The 5,698-nt window shown below is 53.4% G+C and carries 4 protein-coding genes and 1 pseudogene; 4 read left to right on the forward strand and 1 reads right to left on the reverse strand.

The features are described from left to right. The first annotated feature begins 215 nt into the window (after positions 1–215). Together OB03_RS08710 and OB03_RS08715 are read left to right on the forward strand one after the other, a co-directional pair. A complete protein-coding gene (locus OB03_RS08710; RefSeq protein WP_461343866.1) occupies positions 216–395 on the forward strand; it encodes a tyrosine-type recombinase/integrase in 180 nt (59 codons plus the stop codon). Between the two features lie 134 nt (positions 396–529). Then, complete coding sequence (locus OB03_RS08715; protein WP_461343863.1) at positions 530–877, forward strand: hypothetical protein; 348 nt, start codon at positions 530–532, stop codon at positions 875–877. Positions 878–1,015: 138 nt separating this feature from the next. Here the strand turns inward: OB03_RS08715 and OB03_RS08720 are convergent, their stop codons facing one another. Next, positions 1,016–3,910 (reverse strand): TonB-dependent receptor plug domain-containing protein, encoded by a 2,895-nt coding sequence (locus OB03_RS08720; RefSeq protein ID WP_461343864.1) that lies wholly within the window; start codon positions 3,908–3,910, stop codon positions 1,016–1,018. A gap of 294 nt (positions 3,911–4,204) precedes the next feature. Here OB03_RS08720 and OB03_RS08725 point away from each other — a divergent pair, with 294 nt between their 5' ends. Then, a complete protein-coding gene (locus tag OB03_RS08725) occupies positions 4,205–4,816 on the forward strand; it encodes a helix-turn-helix domain-containing protein (RefSeq protein WP_461343865.1) in 612 nt (203 codons plus the stop codon). Between the two features lie 89 nt (positions 4,817–4,905). Continuing rightward, a pseudogene (locus OB03_RS08730) lies at positions 4,906–5,662 on the forward strand (IS5 family transposase). Positions 5,663–5,698 lie beyond the last annotated feature (36 nt).

The raw sequence follows: 5,698 nt of genomic DNA on the forward strand, positions 1-5,698 counted from the left end.
ATTTCGTAATGCGGGGGTCACGTGTTCGAGGCACGTAAGCGGCACCACCCTTCTATTCAATTTATAAGCTTCACCTAGGGCGAACCTGCCTTTGGCTAGGGTCAATTGTGGGTTCCTAGTGGGTGAACGTTAGCCACCAATAGCACCTCCCCCTTGCCACTCAGCCTTTCAAACTATCCCGCCTAAGCGGATGAACCTCGCATTGTAGAAGCTGCATCCATGACCTTCGCCACTCGCCGGCGTCTTTCATGGTCAACAGTGGGGTCGATCTGTTCGCGGTCTGCAAGGTGCTGGGTCACGCCAGCTATCAGAGCCCCCAGCGCTACAGTCACTTGGAAAACGACACTCTGCTGAAGGCCGTCGAGGCTGGCGCGGCAAAGCATAAGGCTTGGTGATCAACCCTACCCTCTGGGCTGGCCATGGCTGGCTCAGAGGGCGCTTCATCATCATTGACAAGGAAATCATTATGACGACTAAAGATATGCCTATCTACGACGGCAAAACGCTTCCTGAATGGGATCGGCTCTGAGTGCGTGTACCCAACGGCCTCAAAAAGTACCAACCCAAGCTACGCCATAAGTTATGCCTGATCCGTGCGACTTTGAACGGCACTGCTATTTATATCGGAACCGGTGTTGATCGCGACGGCGGTATCGCTAAACGCCTGTCCGATTTCATCCGCAATAACCCAAGCGGCCGGAACCGCTACGCTGCGCAAAAGATCAATGAGAACCGCAGAATCCTAGAAGTAGACGCCATCGACACAGGCATGAGTTTCGAAGGTCAGGACTTCGCGAAAGCGCTCAAAACGCACATGATCCGCTTGCATAATCCAGAATGGAACGTCGCCGAGGCACCGTTTCAGCGGAAAGCTTAAGGCAAGCATTCAAGGTGCTAAGGCCTCGGCGTGAGGCAACTGCCTGCGTTGAGGTTTCGGCGCAAGTCATCAATCAATGCCTATTAGTGAGGAGCTAAAAGGGACAGCCTTGGCTGCCCCCCTCAAATTCAACACATTCTAGCGCCGCAGAGTGACGCCAAGGTAGAAAGTTCGGCCAATTGCATCGAACGTGCCAGCCTGATAGCCATATTCGAAGTTGGCCCCACCGGCTTCTGCGCCGGGCAGACGCGGTGGCTGCTTATCAAAGGCATTGCGTAGACCGCCGTATATCGAAACCGCATCGCTGAGATTATAACTTGCTGAGAAGTCGTTGTAGAACACATGATTGGTCTCATGAACGTCATACAGTTCCGGCGTAACATGGCTACCCGGGCTCATCGGACTGAAGTGTCGCAGGGTCCAGTTCGCGCTCCAAGGCCCAGAATTCCAAGTGGTGCGGATTGCGCCTTTCCATTCAGGCGAACCAAACAAGCCCTTAGTGTCTTCGATAGTGGAAGGGTCAGTAGCATCCAGTACAAAACTGCGCTCTAGCAGCTTGGTATAAACGGCATTGATGGCAATCGTGCCCGCTTCGGCGCCCATGCCTATATCGCTGAGGTGGAAGCTATAGTTGGCCTCGAAATCTATGCCTCGAGTCTTGAACATCGACATGTTCAACGCCTGTACACTGACTGACATAAGGTTGTTGGTGCCAGTCTCACGTTCAACCAGATCGCAGAACATGTTGTCGAGGGATTGCAGATCTACGCACTTGTTCAAAATAGCCTGAGCGCCGAACGATCCTACAGCATCTTCGAGTTCGATATCGAAGTAGTCCACTGTAAGCGAGAAGTTTGGAATGAAACGAGGCTGGAGCACAATACCCGCAGTAGACGTAATCGCCGTTTCCACACCAAGCTCTTCGTTACCTGACTGGATTATATCAAGCCACTGCCAATAGGTGTTGACGTTCTGCGGATTAAGGATCGCACAGTTGGCAGCGGTAAACTCGCTACGACCGACACGGTTATCAACGTCGTAATAGTTGCAGGGGTCTGCCAACCAACCACCACCTACCTGCCCAGCAGTATACAGCTCGCTAATGTTCGGAGCTCTAACAGCTTGGCCATAGGTGCCACGGAAGCGTACATCGCTGATGGGGCTCCAATTTAAAGCAGCTTTATAAGCGGTGGTTTCGCCCGCAGTGCCGTATTTAGATTGGCGAACTGCCCCCTCAAAGGAAAGATCATCAAAGCCTGGAACATTGCTTATCAGAGGGATCCGAAGCTCAGCGAATATTTCAGAGACGTCGTATTCTCCGACGAGGTTGGTCTCCGTGATTTCTAACGATGGATCAAAGGCAGCATGATCTTCGTCATACTCTGGCGTAGCGCCGATGTTGTTACTTTCCTTTCGGTACTCGACCCCGAAAGCACCTTGCACGGCACCAGCCGGAAGTCTGAACAGCGAGCCCGTCACATAAGCCGAAGCAACTTCCTGCTCGAGCGTTTGAACGGCTGCGCTTGTGTCATAACGTAAATAGCCCATGACTTCCTGCGTCAGCGTCTTAAACGGATTAAGAGCTACACAGCCATTTGACGGATCATAGCAAACGACGCTGCCATTAAGGCCGGCGACTGCGTCTAGGGCTTGGAAGTATCGTCCCGTTGCCATGCCGTTTACGGTGCGGACTTCTTGCTTGGTCCGACCCGTTGAATAGTGGGCCACCCACTTCCAATCGTCATGTCCGAATAGGCTGAATTCCCCCTCTGCACCGAGCGTCAGTTGGTACATGTTACGATCGTAGTGTGTTTCTTGGCGGCCAAGTTCAGAGAAGCGTCGTGTGAACGCCAGATCGCCTTCACCACCGTTCAACGCGATCATCTCTGGCGTAACAAACGGATTTCCTGCGTAAAGGGTGTCAAACCCATAGGCTGAGTAGGCGCTATAGATGCCCTTTGAATCCGTCTGACTATAGGTCAGGTCTCCAAAGAGTTTCACACTATCTGTGACCTGATAGTTCGCAGAAATGGCACCTGACAGGCGCTCGCTTGGGACCACCAAGGCCCAGTCATCATAACGCCCCAAAAACTCCCCACCATCCGTATACATGCTGATGAGAGTGGGATTGGTTGATCCGGTACCTTGCAAACCACTCGGGCCGTAGATGGGCCGACGCAGAGTTCCGTCAGGATTGAAGGTGTAAAGATTGGCCGGAGAGCCAAGCTGTACAATAGCAGTGTTCAGGTCATAGAGACTACGGTTACCGTCCGTGAGGGTATAGCGACCATCACGGCCTAAACGGTAGCTGGGCGTACCGCGTGCAGTCCAAGGGCGGTCCTGTCCAAATACCTGATTATCATGGTGGCTATAGCTACCGAAGAGGGTGACGTTGCCGCGATTATCATGGAAATTCTTGCCGAAGATCAGGCTGGCATCATAGCCCGGCATATCTGTGCGGCTTGAATCTGAATAGGTTCCCGTGAACTCTAGCCCCTCATAGTCTTGTTTGAGCACAAAATTCGCCACGCCAGCGACAGCATCTGCGCCATAAAGTGCTGAGGCACCACCGGTGATAACATCAACCCGCTCTACCAATGCCGTTGGAATTGCGCTGATGTCCACCGCAGACGACCCCGGCATAGCCGGTACACGACGGCGACCATTGACCAGCACCAAGGTTCTCTCAGTGCCCAGACCTCGCAGGTCCAGCGCATTTAAGCCCGCATTGCCCCGCTGGTTAGAAGTCTGATTGCTCTGGGTAACGAACAAGCTCGGAATCTCGTTCACGAGATCGGCAAGCTCACTGACTCCCGAGGTTCGAATAGTTTCAGCGTTGATGATTGTTGTCGGCGTCGGTGTCTGAGTACCACTGCGACGGATACGACTTCCCGTCACGACAACATCATCGACCTCGGCAATCTCGTCGGCATTCTGTGGGTTTGCGGACTGAGCCGACGCAGCTGGGGAGAACGCCCCCAAGCTGAGCGCTACGACAGCAGTGCTAACCATCAGGTGGGAAAGCTTGTTCATATTGACCCCCAAACATATCGGGAGTCATAAAACATCGCTCCCTCACAAAATTTGATATGTGAATTATTTTATATGTCAAAAAATTTGATCGCTTAATTGCCCGAATTTTTCTTCCAATTACGGGGCTGTGTCCGAAAAATATTCGACGGATCCGTGAAAACGTATTCAATTCAGCAGCTAAGGTTAAGATATCTGAATCTTGTTAGCGCGCGATATCAAACATCTTGGTGCGCTAGAAATCTTTCGGCTTTGAGGTCTATTGCTCAAAGTATTCGGCTGAAGCAGACATAGACCATGAGCAAAGCTACATCCGACAAAAGGCAAGCCTTTCTGAGCTTAGAAAAAAGGCCTAACCCTGCCAAACTGCCTATCGGCAGTCGTATTCGCGCGCGTCGGAAAGAGCTCAGCCTAACTCTACAAGAACTTGCAAGTCGTAGTGGCCTGTCAGCCCCATTCATCTCGCAGGCCGAACGTAATCTCACGACCCCGTCTGTATGGTCCCTTATGAGCCTAGCCAAGGGATTAGAAATTGACATCTCGCACTTCATGGAGTGGCCGGTTACGGACGAGATCGTTTTCCGCGCTGACGATCCAAAACTGGTCGATATAGAATCCCCCGTTACCTACACCGACCTGTCGTCCGAAATAGCGGACAGGAAGATGGATGCCATTTTGGTGCGCATCCCTCCGGGTTTTGCATTCCCCCCCAGCTCACATGACGGCGAGATTTTTCGCTATGTTGTCAAAGGCAAACTCACAGCTATTGCTGGCGAAGTTCACGCAGAACTTGGTCCTGGTGACGGCATGCATTTTGATGGCCGCGTCACTCACTATGTTCGCAACGACTCCGGTGATGATGTTCTGCTGCTCTATGTCGGGACGCCCGCAGTTTTAAAGGGGGTATAGAGCGGGTCTTAAAATCGGTTTCTTCCTAGGCTCAGGACCCATTGAATTGCGGCGTGCGATCTGATTCAGGCTCCTGAGGAGTCTGGATTATGAGCGATCTTTATTGGCTGACGGACGAGCAGATGGCTCGGCTGGAGCCCTATTTCCCTAAGAGCCACGGCAAACCTCGGGTGGATGACAGACGGGTGTTGAGCGGGATCATCTTCGTCAACCGCAACGGCCTGCGCTGGCGCGATGCGCCGCCAGCCTACGGGCCTCACAAGACGCTGTACAATCGCTGGAAGCGGTGGAGCGAGGCTGGCGTCTTCGTTCGGATGATGGAGGGCCTGTCTGGCGCACAGGCCGAGCGCCGGACCGTCATGATCGATGCATCTATCTAAAGGCGCACCGTACGGCTTCGAGCCTGCGGGTAAAAAAGGGGGCCTCGGGCGACTGATCGGACGGACCAAAGGCGGGATGAATACCACGCTGCACGCCGTCACCGATGCGAATGGACGCCCCATCAGCCTGTTTGTGACGGCTGGTCAGGTCAGCGACTACACCGGCGCGGCGGCTCTTCTGGATAGTCTACCCCGAGCCCAGTGGCTGCTGGGCGATAGGGGCTATGACGCGGATTGGTTCAGGGACGCCTTGGAAGCCAAGGGGATCACACCTTGCATCCCCGGACGTAAAACCCGCACCGAGCCCATCCGGTATGACAAGCGCAGATACAAACGACGCAACCGCATCGAAATCATGTTCGGTCGTCTGAAAGACTGGCGACGCGTTGCCACGCGTTATGATCGGTGCCCGAACGTCTTCCTCTCCGCCATAGCCCTCGCCGCTACAGTGCTCTTTTGGCTATGAGTCCTGAGCCTAACTTCTGAGAAGGTATTATTACTG

This window comes from Brevundimonas sp. GN22 (assembly GCF_054824005.1).

Excerpts from the sequence above, each read along its gene's own strand:
- OB03_RS08725 (WP_461343865.1), top strand. The coding sequence starts at position 4,205 with ATGAGCAAAGCTACATCCGACAAAAGGCAAGCCTTTCTGAGCTTAGAA.
- OB03_RS08720 (WP_461343864.1), bottom strand. The coding sequence starts at position 3,910 with ATGAACAAGCTTTCCCACCTGATGGTTAGCACTGCTGTCGTAGCGCTC.